Below are 17900 nucleotides of genomic sequence, written 5' to 3'. Positions count from 1 at the left end.
GGAACCCGCGTCGAGCAGTGCGGGCATCAGAGTCGAGCAGTGCGGGCATCAGATCGGAGGGAGGCCCAGGGCTTCGTCGACGCGGGCGAGGACGGCGGCGTCGTCCTCCGGGTTGACGCCGCGCAGCAGGTCGATGGCTGTGGCCCGGACCTGACCGATGATCATCGCCAGGGGAAGGGTCTGGGTGGGGCCGAAGAGCTGCCCGGCGGCGCGCACCGCGGCCAGCGCCGATTCGTCCGCCTGGGTGGCGTGCCGGTCGGCGGTCTCCTCCTGCCCGTTGAGGTCGGCGGCGAGGGCGGCGCCGGCCTGACGGACCGCCTCGGCCAGTGACCGCAGGGCCACGCCCAGCTCGGGCGGGGCCGGGGCGTGCAGCCGGCTCAGGGTCACCCCCGCACGGGCCAGCACCCGGACGTTACGGACCGCGTAGTCGAGCTGCCGGATCGACTCGTCGACCGAACGCAGCCGACCGATGTGCCGACGTCGACGGACGTTGAGCCGCAGCGCCTCACCGGCGGCCAGCACACCGTCGCGCAGCCCGTCCACCCGGGCGTCCATCCCCCGCGCCTGCCTCAGGGCGGCGACCGCCGCCGGCTCGTCGCGGTCGTTCAACGCGTCGGCGATCTCGTCCAGCAGCCCGGCCAGCTCGTCGAAGGTGCGCCGCACCTCGGCAACCAGCGGAGCCAGCGGGTGCCGGGCGTCGACCAGGAGGCTGGCCGCGAGAGCGACCGCACCGCCGACCAGCGCGTCGACGAAGCGGAACGGCACCAACGAGCCGTCCGGCGGTGCGACCACCACCAGGTAGAGCGCGGAGACGGCGGCCTGCACCAGCGTCACGCCGGTGGCGCCGAAGGCCACCGCCAGGAGGACGGTGAGCAGGATGACGGTGAACACCGTCCAGGTGCTGCCCGGGCCGAGCGCCTGCACCACCAGGTCCGCGACGAGCACCCCGGCGGCGACCCCGAGGATGACCTCGACGGCCCGGCGGATGCGCTGCCCCCGGGCCTGTCCGAGGACGATCAGCGCGGCGGCCGGCGCGAAGAAGGGCTGCGGGTGCCCGAGCAATCGGGTGGCCAGCAGCCAGGCCACTGTCGCCGCGACGGTCGCCTCCAACACCGGCCGCCAGCCGTGCCGCAACCGGCCGCCGGCCGTCCGCAGACCGCTGAACCGCACCATCGTCCAACCTCCCCCACCCCATTGGGCCACCAGCTGGGCCACCTGCCGCCCCGCCCTGACCCGACGCCTGACCGTCAACCCGCCAGCCCGCCAGCCCGCCAGCCCGACCGCCCGACCGCCAGCCCGCCCGACCGCCAGCCCGCCCGGCCGCGAGATCGCCCAGCCGCCGAGCCGCCAGGCCGCCGAGCCGCCAGGCCGCCGAGCCGCCAGGCCGCCGAGCCGCCCGCTCACCACATCTGCCACCAGCTCACGCCGGCACACCGCAGCGTGCCGTCCACTCCTCCTTTGGAGCTGATGCGATAAACGAATCAGGCGTGATGTCGTAAACGATTCAGCTCCAAAGGGCCAGCCCACCGCACTATGCCGGCGGCCCGCGGCATCCCGTGGCGATCGTCTCCCATCACGCGTCGGACCTGATCACCGGGCTGCTGTGCGACCCTGCAGGGTGCAAGCGCCCAGATGGGCCCGCGCGGTCAGGCCCGCATGCCGTCGGGTCCACGCGCCACCAAGCCCACACGCCGTCGGGCCCAGACGCCGCCAAACCCGCACACCACCAGGCCACACGCCGCCCAAGCCCACCCACCACCAAGCCCGCGCGCGCCGCCGGGCCCACGCGCCGTCGGGCCCGCGCGGTTGGCCGGCCCGGCGACCCGTTCGTCGGCCGGCGCCGGTCGGGTCAGCTTCCGGTGAGGGCGCGCAGCAGCGTACGGACGGCGGTGCTCAGGTCGGCTCGGCTGGCGACCGTACCGGGCGGTGGGGCGCTGAGCGCGCCCGCGCCGGCCAGCCGGTCGAAGAGCAGCCCGTCCACGAACGCCACGAACTGGTCGCCCTGCCGATCAGGGTCGGCGGCCCCGGCCCGGGTCAGCAGGTCCCGGGCCTGCACCCGCAGGCCGGTGCCGTGTTGCAGGATGCCGCGCAGTTCGGGCCGGTGCACCGCCTCCAGCAGGCACGCGTACCGGGCGAGGCTCCGGCTGCGGCCGGTACTCAACCAGCGGTCGAGCACCTCGGCTACGCCAGTGGCGAGCGCGTCGAGGTCGCCGCTGTCGAGCCGGGGGGCAGGGGTCGGGGGTGGCGGGCCGGTCGGCAGGTCGTACGCGGCCAGGTCGGCCCGGTCCCGCTCGGCGAGCCGTCCCACCACCGCCTCGATCAGCGCCTGCCGGGTCCGCAGGTAGGCGGAGGTGGTGCCCGGCGGCATTCCGGCGCGGCCGTCGACCGCCCGGTGGGTCAGGGCTCGCATGCCACCATCGGCGATCAGTTCGATGGCCGCGTCGGTCAGTGTCGCGATCCGGTTCGCCCGCGCCGTCATGGCACTCCTCCCTTCTTGTGTCCGGAGGTAGTATCGCTCTTCTACAGGTGTAGAAGGAGGATCGACATGGACGACTCACACGCGGTGGTGGTCGGCGCCGGCATCGGTGGGCTGAGCGCGGCGCTCGCCCTGCACCGGCGCGGGTGGCGGGTCACGGTGCTGGAGCGCGCTCCCGAGATGCGCGAGGTCGGCGCCGGCCTGAGCCTGATGGCGAACGCGGTCCGCGCGCTGGACGCCCTCGGCCTCGGCCCGGCCCTGCGCCGGGGCGGACACGGTGAGGCGCCCGGCGGAATGCGCGACCGGCACGGGCGGTGGTTGTCCCGGGTGGAGGCCGCGGAAATGATCAGGCAGCTCGGCACCACGGCGCTGGGCGTGCACCGGGCCACGCTGCACCGCACCCTGCGCGAGGCCCTGCCCGCCGCATCCCTGCACACCTCCGCCGTGGTGGAGCACGTCGAGTCGGGCCCGGACAGCGCCGAGGTGCGCTACCAGGGGCCTGACGGCTCCCACACGGTCACCGCCCATCTGGTGGTCGGCGCCGACGGCCTGCGCAGTCGGGTCCGCGCTCAACTCTGGCCGCAACACCCCGATCCGGTGTACGCCGGATCGACGACGTGGCGGGCTGCCATCGCCTATCCCGAGCCGATCCCGGCCGCCATCACCTGGGGGCCCGGGGCCGAGTTCGGCATGGTGCCGATCGGCGACGGTCAGCTCTACTGGTACGGCGCGCTGAACGCTCCACCCGGTGGCCACGCCCCCGACGAGTTGGCGGCCGTGCGGGGGCACTTCGGCGACTGGCATGCCCCCATCCCGCAGCTTCTCGCGGCAACCCCACCCGACGTGGTGCTGCGCAACGACATCCACTACCTGGCCGAGCCGCTGCCCTCGTACGTGCGGGGGCGGGTGGCCTTGCTCGGCGATGCGGCCCACCCGATGACACCCAACCTGGGGCAGGGCGCCGGGCAGGCGATCGAGGACGCCGTGGTGCTCGGCGCGGTCTGCGCCGGCGGCGCCACGCAGGTGCCCGCCGCCCTGGCCGCGTACGACGAGCAGCGTCGACCACGCAGTCAGTCAGTCGCCCGTGCCTCCTACGTCGCTGGACGGTTCGGGCAGCAGCTGCACAACCCGGTCGCCTTCGCGATGCGGACCGTCGCGTTGCGGCTCATCCCGAGCCGGCTGGCCCTGCGTAGCATGGCTCGCTACGCGGACTGGCGACCGCCGGCGGGCTGAGCCGGGCCGGTGATCCGGCCGGCGGCCAGGGCGGCGTACTCCGCCGAGGCGAGGAACTCGGTCAACACCTCCACGGTGCCCGGCGTCCAGGGACGACCGTCGAGCACGTCGGCACCGGGGACGAAGAGCATCGCCGCGCCCTCGCCGAGCACCACGTCCTCCTGCCGGGCCCTGGTGCTGCCGAGGAAGTAGTGCTTCACCCGGGCCAGCTCGGGCAGCGACTGCACGGCGACCGGTCGCAGTGGACCGTCGGCGCGCAGGCCGGTCTCCTCCAACAACTCCCGCTCGGCGGTCTGCTCCGGCGTCTCCCCCGGCTCGCCGTGGCCGCCGGGCAACCCCCACACGTTCGGGTGGTGTGTCGCGTCGCCGTCGCGCAGTTGCAACAGCAGCCGCCCGTCGGGATCTACCAGCAGGACGCACGCGACAATTCTCATCCAGCCAGACTACGGCCGGCGAGGAGCCGTCGTGGCCCCAAAGCTCCAGAATAGCCATTCGGGCCGCCGACGGAACCAATCAAAGGCGACAGTGCGCCGGTAAAATCGGCGACTTCGTTGTGACCGATCGCTGACTGCTGATGGTGAAAGCGATCACACACACTGAGCCCATGAACAGGAGAGTCAACCGCGGTATGGCACTCCGCGTCGCGGTGTGCCTCCTTCTTCTCGCCGCACTGAGCGGCTGCATGCAGCTCAACATGGGGTTGACCGTCAACGCCGACGACACGGTCGACGGGCAGCTCCTGCTGACGGCCCAGAAGTCCGTGCTGAGCGGTCGCAACAAGAACCTCCCGGTCGCCTTCGCGGAGTTGCGGCAGAACATCCCCGCCCTACCGGCGGGCGAGGAAACCCTTTACCAGGACGACACTTTCTACGGCTCCCAGATCAGTTACCGCAAGGCACCGCTGGCCGGTTTCGACACCGAGAGTGTCAAACTGGTCAGGGACGGCGATCTTTACCGCTTCACGCTGCCGCTCGATCCCAAGAAATACGGCGGAAAGGTTGCGGAGCAGAATCCGCAGAACCAACAGGCGTTCCTCAAGCTCATGTCGTTCGAGATCTCGGTGACATTTCCCGGCCGGGTGATCGACAGCAATGGCACCGTCAACGGCCGGTCGGTCAGCTGGAAGGTCGATCCCAACCAGGACAAGCCATCCGAGCTGCGGGCCGTGGCCGAGGCGCCACCACGACCGTCCGCCTCGTCGGTTGCCGCCAGCGAGGAGGACGACGGCGGCTTCCCCTGGCTGTTCGTCGTCGGCGGTGTCCTCCTCCTGCTGGTGCTCGCCGCGGTGGGCGTACTCCTGATTCGCCGCCGTCACCCCGCGGCGACGGCGACGCCCGGTCCGACCCCGTCGCCGGGCCCTCCCGCCGGCGCCCCGGGGCCCGGCTGATCTCTTCCGGTGGCCGGCTCGGCCGGCCACGCCCGGCCCCGGCCGCCCCCGAGACGACGGCGACCGGCCCCGGTGCTCCCCGCAGGGGCACCGGACCTCACCACCACCACATCCGGTCGCACCATCGCAGAAGGGGGATCGTCATGAACGATCTCTTCACCTGGGCAGCCCTGGGGACCATTGCCGGCGCGAGCGCCGCCACCCTCCTGGCCACCAACGTCATCGGCGGACTGATCGGCCCGAGCGGCGACAAGCTCCGCAAGTGGATCGCCATCGCCATCGCGCTGCTGCTGTCCTACGTGACAGCGGCGTTCGCCGACGAGGCCGGCGGCGAGAAGTGGGTCATCGCGTTCTTCAACGCGCTGGTCATCTTCTCCGCCGCGCTCGGCGTCAACCAGTTCCCGCCCGGCAACCGACAGGCGACGCCGACCCAGGTCGCGAGCGGTCGTGAGCCCCGAGTCTTCCGTTCCTGGGTCTGAGGGGGTGCCGTCATGGTCTTCGGAATTCTCAGCGCAGCCGCTCACGTCGGCTTCGGCGCCCTGCTCGGCTTCCTCGCCGGTGGCCCCGTCGGGCTGCTGATCGGCGCCGTCGTGGGCCTGGTGGTCGGCGCGGTCTTCGGCTGGTCGGTGGCCTCCGCCGGGGTGTACGGCTCGGACGCCCGTGGCATCTTCCTCTTCGTCGTCGACCACACCTGGAGTCTGCTCAACACGGTCGTCGGCGCGATCTACCTGACGGTGCATCTGATCTTCGGGCACTCGCTGGACCGGCCCACCTCGCTGGGCAGCGGTCGGGTCAGCGTGGTGGAGGGAGTCTCGCCCCGCTACGCCACCACCATCGGCACCGTCTGCGCCGGCTCCAGCTCCGGCATCCAGCGGCACGAGGACGTGCACATCTTCCAGGGTCGCCTGCTCGGGCCGCTCTACATCCCCCTCGTCCTGGCCAACTACGTCCTGTTCACCATCGCGCCGGTGTGGCTGCTCTACCACGACCACACCAACGCGCCGATCAACCGCTTCACCCGGTACTTCGAGATCGGCGTCTACCCGCACGTGTGGAACGAGGCCATCGCGTACCGGATCCAGGGGACGCCGCCGCGATGACGACCCACGGGCGCGGACCGATCGAGAGCGCCACCGCCGAGCTGGTCGCCTGGGTGACCAGCGCGGCGGGGGAACCGGTCCCGATCGGCCCGCCCCGCGCGTGCGACGACGCCGACGGGCTCACCCTCTGGCCCCTCGAACTGCGTCCGGCCCGGCAGACCCGTTCCAGCGGCGCGGTCCGCGAACCGTACCGGTTCACCGTCCGCCACCTGCTCTGCGTCACCGGTCCGGCCGGGTTGCCCCGACTGGACCGGGTGCTCACCGCCGCGACCAGCGACGGCAGTTACCCGGTCGTGCTGGAGGCCGGTGACCCACCGCTGTGGACGGCGTTCGGCACCGCGCCCCGACCGGCGCTGCTGATCGACGTGGCGGCGCAGGTGGACCACCCGACCCCGGCCGCGCCGCCGGTGCTGCAACCGCTGCGGTTGCGGCAACTCGACGTACGCAGCCTCAGTGGGCGGGTCGTCGGCCCCCAGCAGCAGCCACTGGCCGCGATGCGGGTCGAGCTGCCCGCCACCGGCTCCGCCACCCGCACCGATACCGAGGGACGGTTCCTGATCGTCGGTGTCCCGCACGACCCCGAGCACCCGAGCCCGGTCCGGCTGCGGCTGAGCGGACGCGGGCTCGTCCTCAGCGCCGACGTCGACCCTACCGAGGACGACATCGTCATCGTCTGCGCGCCACCGACCCACTGACACCCACAGGCACAGGAGGACCGATGCCCAGTTACTTCTCCCCCGGCATCTATGTCGAGGAGGTCCCCAGCGGCGCCCGACCGATCGGGCCGGTGAGCACCGGCATCGCCGCGTTCGTCGGCGTCGCCCCGGACCGCTCCGCCCACCTGGGCAAGGCGGTGCCGGTCAACAACTGGACGGAGTTCCTGCGTCTCTTCGCCGCCGGCGAGCGGGTGGAGAGCACCCCGTTGGCACGGGCGGTCTTCGGCTTCCTGGACAACGGGGGCGCCCGCTGCTGGGTGGTCAACGTCGGTGAGGGTGGCGCGATCACCGGTTCCGGGCAGCGGCGCGGTGGTCTGCAACTGCTGGAGGCCGTCGACGAGATCTCTATCATCGCCGCGCCCGGCTTCCACGACGTGGTGTCGCACGAGGCGCTGCTCAGCATGGCCGAGCGCACCCGCACCATGGTCGCGATCTGCGACCCGGCACCGGACATCGACGACATCTCCGCGTTGACCCGGGTGGCCACGCCGTCCTCCGGCAAACCCCCCAAGCCCGTCGAGGGTACGGGTGGCGGTCCCGGCGGCGGCTCGGCCCAGCCGGGCGGCTCCGGCGGCCACGAGGGCGCCGCCTACCGGCCGCGTCAGTCCGAGTTCGGCGCGTTCTACTACCCCTGGCTGCGGGTACGCGACCCGATCAGCGGCGAGTTGGAACTCACCCCGCCGAGCGGGCACCTGGCCGGCATCTGGGCCCGCACCGACGCCCTGCGCGGGGTGCACAAGGCACCGGCCAACGAGCCGGTGCGCGGCGCCGTCGACCTGGGTTACCTGGTCACCCGACCGGAACACGACGTGCTCAACCCCAAGGGTGTCAACGTGATCCGCTACTTCGCCGGCGAGGGCATCCGCGTCTGGGGCGCCCGTACGCTCGCCGCCGAGGCCAGCGAGTGGCGCTACCTCAACGTCCGACGCCTCAGCATCGCCATCGAGCAGGCCATCGCCAACGGCACCCGGTGGATGGTGTTCGAGCCCAACGACTTCACCCTCTGGCGTTCGATCCGGCGCGACATCGGGGCGTTCCTCACCCGGGTGTGGCGCGACGGCGCGCTGCTGGGGCGCAGCCCGGAGGAGGCGTTCTTCGTCAAGTGCGACGAGGAGACCAACCCGCCGGACGTCCGCGACGCGGGCATGGTGATCGCCCACATCGGCATCGCGGTCGTCAAGCCCGCCGAGTTCGTGGTGTTCAAGCTGAGCCAGTGGGCCGGCGGCACCGAGACCGAGACGATCGGAGGCTGACATGCCCACCACCGCCACCCCGCAACCCGGGGCCCCGGTCGACCCGTACCGGGCGTACAACTTCCGACTGCTCATCAACGGCGTCACCAACGGCCACTTCACCGAGATGACCGGCTTGGAGGTGAACATCCCCGGGCAGCCGTACCGGGAGCACGGCCTGGGTCGGATGCGGATGGTGCCCGGCCAGGCCGAGTACGAGCCGGTGACGCTGCACTTCGGCCTCACCGCCTCCCGCGAGTTGTGGGACTGGGTGAACGCCACCGCCCAGGGCACCCTCAACCGGCGCAACGTCTCCGTTGTGCTGCTCGACTCGGTCGGGACGGCGGAGGTGCTGCGCTGGAACCTGATCGACGCCTGGCCGACCCGGTGGCGCGGGGCGCACCTCAACACCCTCAGCCACGAGATCGCCATCGCCTCGCTGACCCTGCGCTACGAGGGCCTGGAGCTGGAGACCGGCGGTGCCACCGCGCCGACGCCCGCGTAGCTGGCTGGCCGGCCGACTGCGCTCGGCGGCCGCAGCGGTGCAGAGCCTCGCCGGGCGGGTCGAGCCCGCCGGCCACCCTGCGCCACCGTCGCAGACCCCCGAGGGGGCCCCACGCCGCTTCGGGGAGCCGCCGCGGCACTGGCTGGACCTGGTCGCCGCCCACGCGCCCGGACTGCTGCACGACCTGGACCTCGACCCGTCCCGGACCGGCCACGCCGGGGCCGGGGTCCGGGACGGCGGGCAGGGCGACCCGACCGGTCGAACCGAGGCCGACGGCGCGGACCCGGTCGCGAACGCCAGGTCGGGCGGGTCCGACAGGCTCGGCCGGCTCGGCGGGTCCGGCGGGCCCGGCGGGCTCGGCGGTCCCCGCAACGAGGGGGGCGTGGGCGGTCCCGGTGCGAGCGGGGACAACGGGCCGACCAGGTCGCGTGCCGAGGACCGCACCGGCAGGGCGGGCCGTCCGTCGCGAGCCGGTGACCAGCCCGACGGTACGCGGACCGGTGCTGCCGGCCCACTCGGCGGCCGAACGCCCTCGTCCACCTCGGACCTGACCACCCCGCCGACCGGATCCACCGGGCCGGACGCGTCGACCCCGCCAGCCGGTTCGACCTGGCCGGCGGAACCGGGCACGGCGGTGTCTCCGGTCCGGCGGGCGGCCCGGGTTCACACCACGGCCCAGATCGACACCACGGCCCAGATCGACACCACGACCCACGACACCAGGGCCGTCGACGCCGCTGCCCTCGACGCCGCGGCCGTCGACGCCGCGGCCGTCGACGCCACAGCCCTCAACGTGAACGGGCTGCCCCGGGCGGACGGGCCCGGGCAGCCGGTCCGTTCCCTGGCCCTCGGGCCGCACGGTTCGCCGAGCGACCGCCCGCACCGGGCCGGGGCCACCTCACATCCGCCCCTGGACGACCGGCGGTCCGGCGAGGTCGACCACCGGCGTTCCACCGGCTCGTTCCCCGCGCGACCCACCACCCTCTCGGGTGGCCGCGACGGATTCGGGGGCCACCCGGACGGTCAGCCCCGGCCCCGGGAGGACCAGAGCGGGCACCCGCGTAGTGGTGCGCAGGCCGCGGCCTGGACGTCTCGGGCCGACGCAGCTGTGCCGGGCAGCACCGGGACCAGGCAGATCCGGGGCGGGGTCGACGCATCCTGGACCGGGTGGACGGCGACGAGCGCCGGGCACCCATCGGCCTCTGCGCGCGGTGACCTGGATCGGGTGGCGGGCGACGGACCGTGGCTGGCCCTGCCCGGTGCGCCGCCCGAGCGCCCGGCCACACGGCACGACGCGGGAACGGAGGCGGGCATCGACGGGCCGCCGCCCGGCGCTGCGGCCCGCGGCGTCGACCCGTGGCCGGCGCTGCCCGACGACTCCGCGCTGTGGTCGGTCGCCGGCGCGGCGGTGGACACCGCCCAGCTGACCCGACTGGACCGGGAACAGGCGGGTGACTGATGGAACGCGTCGCCTTCCTCATCGACTCCTCCGGTGTTCGGGTGGACTGCCTGCTCAACCCGGAGACCGTGCAGGTGACCCGGCTCGCCGGCGTACGGCAGCGGGGTGCCGGCGGCGGGCAGCTCACCGGGGCCGGTCTGGCCGACGACCCGCTGGTCTTCACCGGTGGTGGCCGTACCGAGCTGGTGCTCGACCTGCTCTTCGACGTCGACTTCGTGGAGGCGCAACTGCGCCCGGCCGACGTTCGGGTGCTCACCCGCCCGCTGTGGATGCTGGCGGAGAATTCCACTGCCGAGCATGGCTGGCTGCGACCGCCGTTGGTCCGGTTGGTCTGGGGCAAGACCTGGAACGTGCCGGGTGTGATCGTCGCGGTGGCGGAACGGTTCGACGCGTTCACCGGCACCGGGTCGCCGCGGCGGTCCTGGCTGCGGCTGAAACTGGTCCGGGCCGCCGAGACGGCCGATCAGGCCGAGGCCGGCTTCGCCGAGGAGTTGGCCGCCGCGAGCACCCCGACCGCCCCGCCGGGCAGCGCGGTGATCGCCGCCGGTGACGGCGCGGCCGAGCCGGGTCGCTCCGGTGTGCGTTTCGATCTGCTGGCCAACGACGCGCTCGGCTCGCCGCTGCGCTGGCGGCTGCTGGCCGAACACAACCGGATCACCGATCCCCTGGCCGTGCCGGCCGGCACCACCCTCGCCGTGCCACCGGCCGCCGGCACCGCTGCGGCGACCGGGTTGGCACGGGCGGCGGCGGGCGTGGTGGGCGCGGGAGCGTCGTACCTGGGCGCCTCGATCGCCGACGCGTCGTGGATCGCGCCGACCGGCCCGGCTCCGAGCGCGTCCGGCAGTCCCGGGGGTACGCCGTGACCAGCCTCGCGCCCCGGGCGTTGGTCGTCCTGCTGGACGGCGTCGAGCTGGTCGGTACGGCTCGTGAGCGGGTCCGCTCGGTGCGGGTGGCGGCCCGGCTCAACCAGCCCACCCAGGCCGAGTTGGTGCTCGCCACCACCGCCGGGACCGGCGCGTTCGACCCGCCGGTACGCCCCGGCACGGCGCTCGACGTACGGCTCGCCGACCACGAGGACGCCCTGTTCACCGGTGAGGTCACCTGCGTCGAGGTGGAGTTCGCCGCCGACGGGGCGGCGGTGCTGCGGTTGCGGGCGTACGACCCACTGCACCGGCTGCGCAAGCGGCAGGGGTTGCGGGTCTTCACCTCGGTGACCGCCGTCGAGTTGGCCCGGGAGTTGTGCGGCGCGGTGGGGCTGGCGGTGACCGCCGAGGTCGACGGCCCCCGGTTGGAGCGGCTGCTCCAGCACCGGCACAGCGACCTTGAGCTGCTGCGCGAGGTGGCCGGCCGGGCCGGGCTGCACCTGGCCGCCGACGGTGACGGGGTCCGGCTGGTCACCCTCGCCGGCTACGGGGAGCCGGTCACGTTGACGCTCGGCGCGGGGGTGCACACCCTGCGACTGTCCACCAACACCGACCAGGCCAGCGGTGCCAGTGCGGCCCTGGGCTGGCATCCACAGCGGGCCGAGGTGATCAGCCAGCAGGTCGACGAGGCGCGCTGCGGCCGACCCGCCGACGACCGCCCGGACCCGGCCGACGTGGGCGCCGACGGCGTTCGCACCGCGGTGGACCAGCCCGGCCGCAGCGACGACGAGTTGGCGGCGCTGGCCCAGGCCCGCCTGGACGGCCGCGCGGCGGCGCTGGCAACGGCCGAGGGGGTGGCCGAGGGTGATCCGGCGCTACGCCCGGGCCGCCGCGTCGACCTCGGCGGGGTGCCCGATCCGGTCGCCGGGACGTACGTGCTGACCGAGGTGGTGCACACGGTGGACGGCAACGGGCACCTGACCCGGTTCTCCACCGTGCCGCCGGCCACCGTGGCGACCCCGACCGGCGGCGCGGTGGTGACCCTCGGCAGCGTCACGGACGTCGCCGACCCGGACGGGCTGGGCCGGGTCCGGTTGACCCTCCCGGCGTACGGGGACCTGGACGCCGGCTGGCTGGCCGTGCTCTGCCCCGGGGCCGGGCCGGGCAAGGGCCTGGTGGCGCTCCCCGATCCGGGCGACACGGTGCTGGTGGTGCTGCCCGGCGGCGAGCCGGCCTCGGGCATCGTGCTCGGCTCGCTGTTCGGCGCGGTCGAGCCGTACGACGCGGGCATCGACGACGGAAAGGCCCGCCGGTGGACGATGCGCACCTCCGGCGGGCAGTCGATCGTCGTCGACGACGTGCGGCGCAGCCTGCGGCTGGGCACCGAGGGCGGCAGCTTCCTGGAGCTGACCCCCGACCTGGCCACCCTGCACGCGGCGTCCGACCTGGTGATCTCCGCACCCGGCCGGGCCATTGTGGTGCGCGCCCGCAGCGTGGACTTCCTGCACGCCGCCTCGACGGAGGACCCGAGCACCGCGGCGGAGCAGGCCCGAACGCTTGCCCGTGCCCACCACGAAGGAGGCGGCTGATGCGCTGGATCCACCGGGACTCCGTGATCACCTGCGATCACGACGGCCGGGTCGAGAACCGACCCTCGCGGGAGTGGGTGACCGTCACCGGTGTGCCCGTGCTCGTCGACGACGACCCGGAGGAACGCAAGATAGTCGCCTGCCCGAACTACGGCCCGACCATCAAGCCGTGCACCACGACGCTCACCGTGCGCGTCGGTTACAGCGACTGGGTTCGCGTCGACGGGCACCGGGTGGTGCTGTCGCACCTGGAGGGGTTCACCAACGGCACACCGCCGGGGCTGGTCAAGCACACGGTGCGCGACCCCCGCCAGCAGTTCCTGGGGGCGGACCGGTGAGGGCGTTCCGCTTCGTCGGCGCCGGCTTCGACGCCGGCCGTACCGGCGGGTTGGCGCTCACCGCGGCCGGCGGCCTGGCGATGACCGAGGGCGACGAGAGCGTACGGCAGGCGCTGTTCCTGCTCCTGTCGACCACGCCGGGCGAGCGGCTGATGCGACCCGGGTACGGCTCCCGGCTGCACCGGTTGGTCTTCGCGCCCAACGACGACACCACCGCCGGTCTGGCCATCCACTACGTCCGGCAGGCCATCGCCCGGTGGGAGCCCCGGGTCGAGGTGATCGACGTGGACGCCGGGCCGGACCCGGACGACGCGTGGCGCCTGGTGATCCGGTTGGACTACCGGGTGCGGGCCAGCCTGACACCCGGGCAGCTGGTCTTCTCCGTGGATCTGCTCCCGGCCGACGAGCCCGCTGAGGGAGGAGCGTCATGACGCTGCCCGTGCCGCACCTGGACGATCGCGGTTTCCTCGACCTGGTCACCGAGGCCCGGGAACGGATCCGGCAGTCCTGCCCGGCGTGGACCGACCTGTCGGCGCACGACCCCGGCATGGCGCTGGTGGAGACGTTCGCCCACCTCACCGAGGTGATGATCTACCGGTTGAACCAGTTGCCGGACAAGGCGTACGTCTCGTTTCTGAATCTGCTCGGGGTCACCCGCCACGCGCCGACAGCGGCCTGGGCGGACGTCCGGTTCACCCGGACCGGCACCGACCGCGGTGTGGTCCGGATCCCGTCCGGGCTGCGGGTCGCCGCGGCCCGGGGCGCGGACCCCCGGCCGGTCGTGTTCGTCACCACCGAGCCGACGCTGCTGCCCGCCGACGAGACGTCGGTGACGGTACGGATGCACCACTGCGAGCCGGTCGAGGCGGAGCTGCTCGGGGTCGGCACCGGCCAGCCGGGGCAGGTGCTGCGCGCGACGCGCGCGCCGCTGACCCGCACCGCCGAGGCGCTGGACCTGCTGCTCGGGGTGGAGGTGGCGGCCGGCACCGTCGAGCTGGGCGCGGCGGCCCGCGAGCACGACGGCCGCACGTTCGAGATCTGGCAGCCGGTGGACAGCTTCGCGGGGCTCGGTCCGCAGGCCAAGGCGTACCTGGTCGACCGGTGCTCCGGCACTGTCATCTTCGCCCCGGCCCTCGACCTGCGACCCCCCGCCGGGTCGACCCCGCACGGGGAGGCCACCGCCGACGCGGTCGCACCGACGAGCGCCGCGCCGCCGGTGACCGTCGCGGCGGTGCCGCCGGCCGGGCGGCAGATCCGGCTCTGGTACCGCGCCGGTGGCGGGCCGACCGGCAACGTGGCGGCGGGCACGCTGACCAGCCTGCGCGACCCACTACCCGGGGTACGCGTGGACAACCCCGGGCCGGCGGCCGGCGGCCGCGAGATGGAGGCGCTGGAGTCGGTGCTGCTGCGCGGCCCGTACGAGTTCTTCGCCCAGCAACGGGCGGTCACCGCCCGCGACTTCGAGGTCCTCGCGACCAGCTCCGGGGCGGTGGCGCGGGCGCGGGCGTTCACCCGCGCGGCGGTCTACAGCTTCGCCCGGCCGGGCGAGGTCGAGGTGGTGCTGGTGCCGTACGTGCCGGAGGCGGCCCGACCGGGCGGGCGGCTGCCGGTGGCGGTGCTGCGCGAGCACGAGGTGCCCGAGGCCCGCCACCGGGTCGAGGCGGACCTGGAGGAACGCCGGATGGTCGGCATCCGCTCCCGGGCCACCTGGGCACGCTTCAAGGCGGTGTCCGTACGGGCCCGGGTGGTGGTCCGCCGCGAGGAGGACGTGGACGCGGTCCGTCGCCGCATCCACGACCGGCTGCACCAGACGTTGAGTCCGCTGCCCACCGCGCTCAACCCGACCGGCTGGCCGTTCGGCGAGCCGTTGCGGGCGTCCAACGTGTACCGGCTGCTGGAGCACGCCGAGCCGGGGGTGCGCTACGTCGAGTCGGTGCGGTTCGTGGTCGACGAGGCCCCGGACGCCGACGTCCGCGCCCTCGCCGTGGACCAGTACCAGCCGCGCACCTGGTACGCCGGGCGCGGCCCGGTGCTGTTCCGCTCCAGTAACGGCGGCGCGGGTTGGGAACCGGCCGGTCGCTTCGACGACGAGACGGTGCTGCGGGTGGCGCCCGCGCCCGCGCCGGTACGGCCGGGCATCGTCGCGCGTCCCGGCTCGGTGGCCGTGGTGACGCTGCGCGCCTCGGGCGGCTCCCGGGTGCACCTGAGCACCGACCTGGGCGAGACGTGGTCGCTGCTCACCGACCTGGACTCGCGGATCTCCGACGTGGCCTGGCTGGACCGCGACGGCGCTGGCGCGCTGCTGGTGGCCACCGACACCGGCCTGTACGAGGTGTCGCTGCTGCCCGGGGCGGTGCCGTTGCAGATCCTGGTCGACCCGTCGGACGCCGATCGGGGCTTCTACGCGGTGCGCACATTCGTCTCCGAGCGGGGTGCGCCGGGGGTGGCGGTGGCGGCGCAGGCCAGTTTCGGGGTGTACCTGTCGACCGGCGGCGGCCGACCCGGCAGTTTCACCCACGTCGGGCTGGCCAACGTGGACAACCGGGTCCTCGCCGTGCAGTACGACGGCCCGGCCACCCTGCTGTGGAGCGGCGCGGGCGAGCCGGACCCGAAGAAGCCCGGCCAGGGCTGCCACCGCACCCGGCTGTTCGAGTCGGACGTGAAGTGGCAGTCGATGCAGAGCGGGTGGATCGGCGGCACCTGCCGGGACCTCGCGTTCGCCGGTCAGCAGGCGGTGGCGGCCACCCAGAGCGGCGGGGTGCTGCGGCTGGACACCCTGGCCACCCAGCCGCAGTGGCAGGCGGTGTCGGTCAACTGCGGGTTGCCGTTGCGGGACCGGACCCGGTTCGTGCCGGTCGACGCCATCGCGGTGAGCGGCCCCACGGCCGGGGGCGCGACGGCCGGCGGCACCGGCGCGGCGGAGCGGCTGATCCTGGCCAGCGGCGAGCGCGGCGTGCACCGCAGCGCCGACGCCGTCACCTGGACGCCCAGCGCCAACCAGGCCACCGCCGACGTGGTGACCGTTCCCGACACCTGGCTGCTCTGCTCCGGCGAGCACGACATCGAGGTGGTGCGCCAGGATGCGACGTTCGGCGATTGAACGGCTGTTGCCCGCCGCCTACCAGCGGGCCTGCGTGCCCGGCAGCGTGCTCTGGGCGCTGCTGGACGTGATGGAGGGGCTGCACGCCCCGGACGAGGCGATCCTCGCCGAGGTGGACGCGCTCTTCGACCCGTATCGGGCGCCGGACGGGCTGGTCGTGCGGTTGACCCGCTGGGTGGCGATGGATCACGTGGTGGCCTCGCCCCGACCGGACACCCCGCTGCCGCTGCCGGTGGGTCGGCTGCGCGACCTGGTGGCCAACGCCGCCCTGCTGGCCCGCTGGCGCGGCACACCGTACGGGATGCGCCGGGCCCTGGAGTTGGCCACCGGGTTGTCGGGCTTCGCCATCGACGAGCCTCCCGAGCGGGACTTCCACGTCGTGGTGCGGGTGCCGGTCGCCGCCGCCGGTCAGCTCGCCGTGATCACCCGCATCGTCGAGGCGGAGAAACCCGCCTCGGCCACTGTCGAGATCGTCCTGGAAGAGGAGTCGTCATGACCACCGAGTGGGCGGTCGTCGCCGCCGCCGAGCAGTTCACCCTCGACCCGCGCAACAGCGGCGAGCTGACCTTCACCGTCTCCAACCCGGGTAACGCGCCGGACACCGTGGTGTTCGACGTGGCACCCGGTGACGGCTCCCAGCGGGCCTGGTTCACCGTCGCCGAACCCCAACGCGTGGTACCCGGGCAGGGCTCGGTGTCGTTCCTGGTCACGCTCGCCGTACCGGCCGGCACCGCGCCCCGGCGCTACGACATGACCGGGTTCGCGTACTCGGCCAACACCGCGCCGGAGGAGAGTTCCCGCTCCAGCGGCCGGGTCACCTACGAGGTGCGGGCGGTCGCGCCGCCACGGCGTACCCCGTGGTTGTGGATCGCCGCCGCCGCGGCGTTGGTGCTGGTGGTCGTCGCCGTGGGGGTGGTGTTGCTGACCCGCGACGGCGAGCCGACCCCCGGCGCGCCGCGGGTGGTCACCGTCGAGGCGGAGAGCCTGGTGGAGGGCGCGCTGGTGGAGTCTCCGAAGAAGAGCGCCGCGAAGGTGGAGGCGCAACCCAACTGCTGCGGGGTGACCTGGTCCGGCGACAAGCAGTTGTTCTTCCAGGGGTTGGCCATCGGCGACAAGGTCACCGTGACGGTGCAGATCCCGGCCGACGGCACCTGGCGTTTCGCCGCGGTACGCACCACCTCCCTCGACTACGCCAACACCGTCTTCGTCATCGACGGCGGCCAGGTCGGCGGGACGTTCCTCGGTTTCAGCCCGACGGTGCGAAAGACGGAGTTCCTGGACGTCGGCACGGTCCAGCTCACCAAGGGCCCCCACCAGGTCACGCTTCTGGTGGTCGGCAAGACGCAGGGCACGAACCGCTACTTCGCCGGCGTCGACGAGATCCGGTTCACCGAGGTCGTGGCGCAGGCCGTGGCGCGATGAGTGGCCGGCAGAAGGCGCTGCTGGGCCTGTTCGCCGTCCTGCTGGTGGCGCTGTTCGTGGTAGCGGTCGGGGCGGGCCGAGACGACCGGGGTGATCCGGGGGCCCGGCACGGGTTCGTCGACCGGTTGGGCGCGCTGGGCGGCGAGCGTTCCGCTGTGGATCCGGTGACGGTCAGCGCCGACTGCGCCGACGAGACGGGCCGCCTGGAGTTCTCCGGCGATTGCGTGGTGCGGGTGGCGGATCCCGGTGGGCTGCGCACCCTCGTGCTGCGCAGCGCGGCACGGTTCACGGTCGTCGCCCCGGCGCCCGGCGACGCCGACCTCACCATCCGCGACGAGGTCGAGCCGGCCGCGGACGGCACCGGCGCGGTGGCGAAGATCGCCGTCGACCAGGCCACCGAGGTGGGCCTGGTCTGCCCCGGCCTGGGCGGCTGCACGGTCGTCGTGGCCACGTCCTGAATCGACAGGGACCGAGAGGAAG

19 protein-coding genes are annotated in these 17900 nt (G+C 73.7%); 16 read left to right on the top strand and 3 right to left on the bottom strand.

The annotated features are described in order from the left end of the window. Nucleotides 1–48: 48 nt before the first annotated feature. Nucleotides 49–1416, bottom strand: a complete 1368-nt coding sequence (locus tag AB0877_RS05095; RefSeq protein WP_366606779.1) for an FUSC family protein — start codon at nt 1414–1416, stop codon at nt 49–51. Nucleotides 1417–1849: 433 nt separating this feature from the next. Further along, a complete protein-coding gene (locus AB0877_RS05090) occupies nt 1850–2479 on the bottom strand; it encodes a TetR/AcrR family transcriptional regulator (RefSeq protein ID WP_366606777.1) in 630 nt (209 codons plus the stop codon). A gap of 66 nt (nt 2480–2545) precedes the next feature. Between AB0877_RS05090 and AB0877_RS05085 the strand changes: the two genes are divergently transcribed. Continuing rightward, nucleotides 2546–3709, top strand: a complete 1164-nt coding sequence (locus AB0877_RS05085; protein WP_366606775.1) for an FAD-dependent oxidoreductase — start codon at nt 2546–2548, stop codon at nt 3707–3709. Here the strand turns inward: AB0877_RS05085 and AB0877_RS05080 are convergent. Continuing rightward, nucleotides 3679–4143, bottom strand: a complete 465-nt coding sequence (locus AB0877_RS05080) for an NUDIX domain-containing protein (protein ID WP_366606774.1) — start codon at nt 4141–4143, stop codon at nt 3679–3681. The genes AB0877_RS05085 and AB0877_RS05080 overlap by 31 nt on opposite strands. Nucleotides 4144–4286: 143 nt before the next feature. Between AB0877_RS05080 and AB0877_RS05075 the strand changes: the two genes are divergently transcribed. The 15 genes from AB0877_RS05075 (at nt 4287) to AB0877_RS05005 (ending at nt 17878) form a co-directional block, all read left to right on the top strand. Next, a complete protein-coding gene (locus AB0877_RS05075) occupies nt 4287–5096 on the top strand; it encodes a DUF3153 domain-containing protein (protein ID WP_366606772.1) in 810 nt (269 codons plus the stop codon). A gap of 143 nt (nt 5097–5239) precedes the next feature. Continuing rightward, a complete protein-coding gene (locus tag AB0877_RS05070; protein ID WP_355007395.1) occupies nt 5240–5575 on the top strand; it encodes a hypothetical protein in 336 nt (111 codons plus the stop codon). 12 nt (nt 5576–5587) lie between these two features. After that, a complete protein-coding gene (locus AB0877_RS05065; RefSeq protein WP_366606771.1) occupies nt 5588–6196 on the top strand; it encodes a glycine zipper family protein in 609 nt (202 codons plus the stop codon). Continuing rightward, nucleotides 6193–6891, top strand: coding sequence for a carboxypeptidase regulatory-like domain-containing protein (locus AB0877_RS05060; RefSeq protein WP_366606769.1), 699 nt, complete (start codon nt 6193–6195; stop codon nt 6889–6891). The genes AB0877_RS05065 and AB0877_RS05060 overlap by 4 nt, the downstream gene beginning before the upstream one ends. Before the next feature lie 23 nt (nt 6892–6914). Further along, nucleotides 6915–8165 (top strand): phage tail sheath subtilisin-like domain-containing protein, encoded by a 1251-nt coding sequence (locus tag AB0877_RS05055; protein ID WP_366606767.1) that lies wholly within the window; start codon nt 6915–6917, stop codon nt 8163–8165. Nucleotide 8166: 1 nt separating this feature from the next. After that, nucleotides 8167–8649: a phage tail protein gene (locus tag AB0877_RS05050; protein ID WP_030327509.1), complete on the top strand. Its 483-nt coding sequence runs from the start codon at nt 8167–8169 to the stop codon at nt 8647–8649. Further along, on the top strand, nt 8624–10108 hold the full coding sequence (locus AB0877_RS05045) for a hypothetical protein (protein WP_366606765.1): 1485 nt from the start codon (nt 8624–8626) through the stop codon (nt 10106–10108). The genes AB0877_RS05050 and AB0877_RS05045 overlap by 26 nt, the downstream gene beginning before the upstream one ends. Further along, entirely contained in the window at nt 10108–10971 is an 864-nt protein-coding gene (locus AB0877_RS05040) for a hypothetical protein (protein ID WP_366606763.1), read from the top strand. Before AB0877_RS05045 ends, AB0877_RS05040 begins: the two co-directional genes overlap by 1 nt. Beyond that, entirely contained in the window at nt 10968–12560 is a 1593-nt protein-coding gene (locus AB0877_RS05035) for a contractile injection system protein, VgrG/Pvc8 family (RefSeq protein WP_366606761.1), read from the top strand. Before AB0877_RS05040 ends, AB0877_RS05035 begins: the two co-directional genes overlap by 4 nt. Further along, on the top strand, nt 12560–12898 hold the full coding sequence (locus AB0877_RS05030; RefSeq protein WP_366606760.1) for a hypothetical protein: 339 nt from the start codon (nt 12560–12562) through the stop codon (nt 12896–12898). Before AB0877_RS05035 ends, AB0877_RS05030 begins: the two co-directional genes overlap by 1 nt. After that, on the top strand, nt 12895–13329 hold the full coding sequence (locus tag AB0877_RS05025) for a GPW/gp25 family protein (RefSeq protein ID WP_366606758.1): 435 nt from the start codon (nt 12895–12897) through the stop codon (nt 13327–13329). Before AB0877_RS05030 ends, AB0877_RS05025 begins: the two co-directional genes overlap by 4 nt. Next, nucleotides 13326–15998, top strand: coding sequence for a putative baseplate assembly protein (locus AB0877_RS05020; protein ID WP_366606757.1), 2673 nt, complete (start codon nt 13326–13328; stop codon nt 15996–15998). Before AB0877_RS05025 ends, AB0877_RS05020 begins: the two co-directional genes overlap by 4 nt. After that, nucleotides 15979–16494: a phage tail protein gene (locus AB0877_RS05015; protein WP_366606755.1), complete on the top strand. Its 516-nt coding sequence runs from the start codon at nt 15979–15981 to the stop codon at nt 16492–16494. The genes AB0877_RS05020 and AB0877_RS05015 overlap by 20 nt, the downstream gene beginning before the upstream one ends. Next, nucleotides 16491–17420, top strand: a complete 930-nt coding sequence (locus tag AB0877_RS05010) for a hypothetical protein (RefSeq protein ID WP_366606754.1) — start codon at nt 16491–16493, stop codon at nt 17418–17420. The genes AB0877_RS05015 and AB0877_RS05010 overlap by 4 nt, the downstream gene beginning before the upstream one ends. Continuing rightward, entirely contained in the window at nt 17417–17878 is a 462-nt protein-coding gene (locus AB0877_RS05005) for a hypothetical protein (protein ID WP_366606752.1), read from the top strand. Before AB0877_RS05010 ends, AB0877_RS05005 begins: the two co-directional genes overlap by 4 nt. Nucleotides 17879–17900: the final 22 nt, after the last annotated feature.

Origin of the sequence: Micromonospora sp. NPDC047644, from assembly GCF_040704315.1 — a bacterium.
Taxonomy (GTDB): Bacteria; Actinomycetota; Actinomycetes; order Mycobacteriales; family Micromonosporaceae; genus Micromonospora.
This window is presented reverse-complemented; position numbering and strand designations above follow the sequence as displayed.

Bases quoted from the DNA above. Each gene is read 5' to 3' on its own strand.
- AB0877_RS05090 (WP_366606777.1), bottom strand. From the start codon at position 2,479: ATGACGGCGCGGGCGAACCGGATCGCGACACTGACCGACGCGGCCATC.
- AB0877_RS05085 (WP_366606775.1), top strand. From the start codon at position 2,546: ATGGACGACTCACACGCGGTGGTGGTCGGCGCCGGCATCGGTGGGCTG.
- AB0877_RS05080 (WP_366606774.1), bottom strand. From the start codon at position 4,143: ATGAGAATTGTCGCGTGCGTCCTGCTGGTAGATCCCGACGGGCGGCTG.
- AB0877_RS05070 (WP_355007395.1), top strand. From the start codon at position 5,240: ATGAACGATCTCTTCACCTGGGCAGCCCTGGGGACCATTGCCGGCGCG.
- AB0877_RS05065 (WP_366606771.1), top strand. From the start codon at position 5,588: ATGGTCTTCGGAATTCTCAGCGCAGCCGCTCACGTCGGCTTCGGCGCC.
- AB0877_RS05060 (WP_366606769.1), top strand. From the start codon at position 6,193: ATGACGACCCACGGGCGCGGACCGATCGAGAGCGCCACCGCCGAGCTG.
- AB0877_RS05055 (WP_366606767.1), top strand. From the start codon at position 6,915: ATGCCCAGTTACTTCTCCCCCGGCATCTATGTCGAGGAGGTCCCCAGC.
- AB0877_RS05050 (WP_030327509.1), top strand. From the start codon at position 8,167: ATGCCCACCACCGCCACCCCGCAACCCGGGGCCCCGGTCGACCCGTAC.
- AB0877_RS05040 (WP_366606763.1), top strand. From the start codon at position 10,108: ATGGAACGCGTCGCCTTCCTCATCGACTCCTCCGGTGTTCGGGTGGAC.
- AB0877_RS05030 (WP_366606760.1), top strand. From the start codon at position 12,560: ATGCGCTGGATCCACCGGGACTCCGTGATCACCTGCGATCACGACGGC.
- AB0877_RS05020 (WP_366606757.1), top strand. From the start codon at position 13,326: ATGACGCTGCCCGTGCCGCACCTGGACGATCGCGGTTTCCTCGACCTG.
- AB0877_RS05015 (WP_366606755.1), top strand. From the start codon at position 15,979: ATGCGACGTTCGGCGATTGAACGGCTGTTGCCCGCCGCCTACCAGCGG.
- AB0877_RS05010 (WP_366606754.1), top strand. From the start codon at position 16,491: ATGACCACCGAGTGGGCGGTCGTCGCCGCCGCCGAGCAGTTCACCCTC.
- AB0877_RS05005 (WP_366606752.1), top strand. From the start codon at position 17,417: ATGAGTGGCCGGCAGAAGGCGCTGCTGGGCCTGTTCGCCGTCCTGCTG.